Source organism: Mycobacterium sp. E136, assembly GCF_001666865.1.
Taxonomy (GTDB): domain Bacteria; phylum Actinomycetota; class Actinomycetes; order Mycobacteriales; family Mycobacteriaceae; genus Mycobacterium.
Genome location: NZ_LZJE01000019.1, coordinates 1 through 821, shown reverse-complemented (window position 1 = coordinate 821; position 821 = coordinate 1). Strand labels below are relative to the sequence as shown.

1 pseudogene is annotated in these 821 nt (G+C 64.6%); it reads left to right on the top strand.

The window, feature by feature from the left end:
* Positions 1–403: 403 nt before the first annotated feature.
* Positions 404–821 (top strand): annotated as a pseudogene (locus tag A5698_RS01430) (steroid C27-monooxygenase); the annotation flags it as partial.

Here is an 821-nt window from a genome sequence, read left to right as displayed (position 1 = left end):
TGACCGCTGCGCTCGCGGGCGGTGCCGGGGGTGGCGGTGGAGGCGCGGGAGCGGCTGGATCGGCGAGGGTCTGCGGCGCGGCGGCCATGAGAGCCGCGGCCATCCCTGCGCCCAGCAGCGAAAGCCTCTTCGGGTTGATGACGATCCTCACCGCTGCCCCCTTTCCGGGTCCCCATCTCGCGGCCGGCTTCCCGGCCTCTTCGACGGCGTCACTTTTGGTTCGAACAGTGTCGCAGAATTGTTACAGGAGTGCTCGCCGTGACGAAGAGGTCAATAACCGTGCCGTAGAGAACACGTTCCACTTCTCATTTCGTCGGACTTTCCCGAACCCGCCTCACCTGCCCCCATCAGTGGTGTAGCAATGCGGTGAGGGCACTAGACCACGTCACGTGAGGGATGCAGCATGCCGACTCCGAACCTTCCGCCCGGATTCGATTTCACCGATCCAGACATCTACGCCGAACGCCTGCCGGTCGACGAACTGGCCGAGCTGCGCAAGGTGGCGCCGATCTGGTGGAACGAGCAGACGAAGGGGAATCTGGCGTTCGGCGACGAAGGCTTCTGGGTGGTCACCCGGCATGCAGACGTCAAGGAAATCTCGCGCCGCAGTGACGTCTTCTCCAGTAATAAGAAGACGGCGTTGCCGCGCTACCGCGACGAGGCCGATCCGGAATCGCTCGAGGGCGGCAAGGTGGTGCTGCTCAACCAGGACGCCCCGCACCACACGCATCTGCGCAAGATCATCTCGCGGGCCTTCACACCGCGCGCCATCGAATCACTGCGCGACGAACTGCGCGAGCGCGCGGCCAAGATCGCCAAAG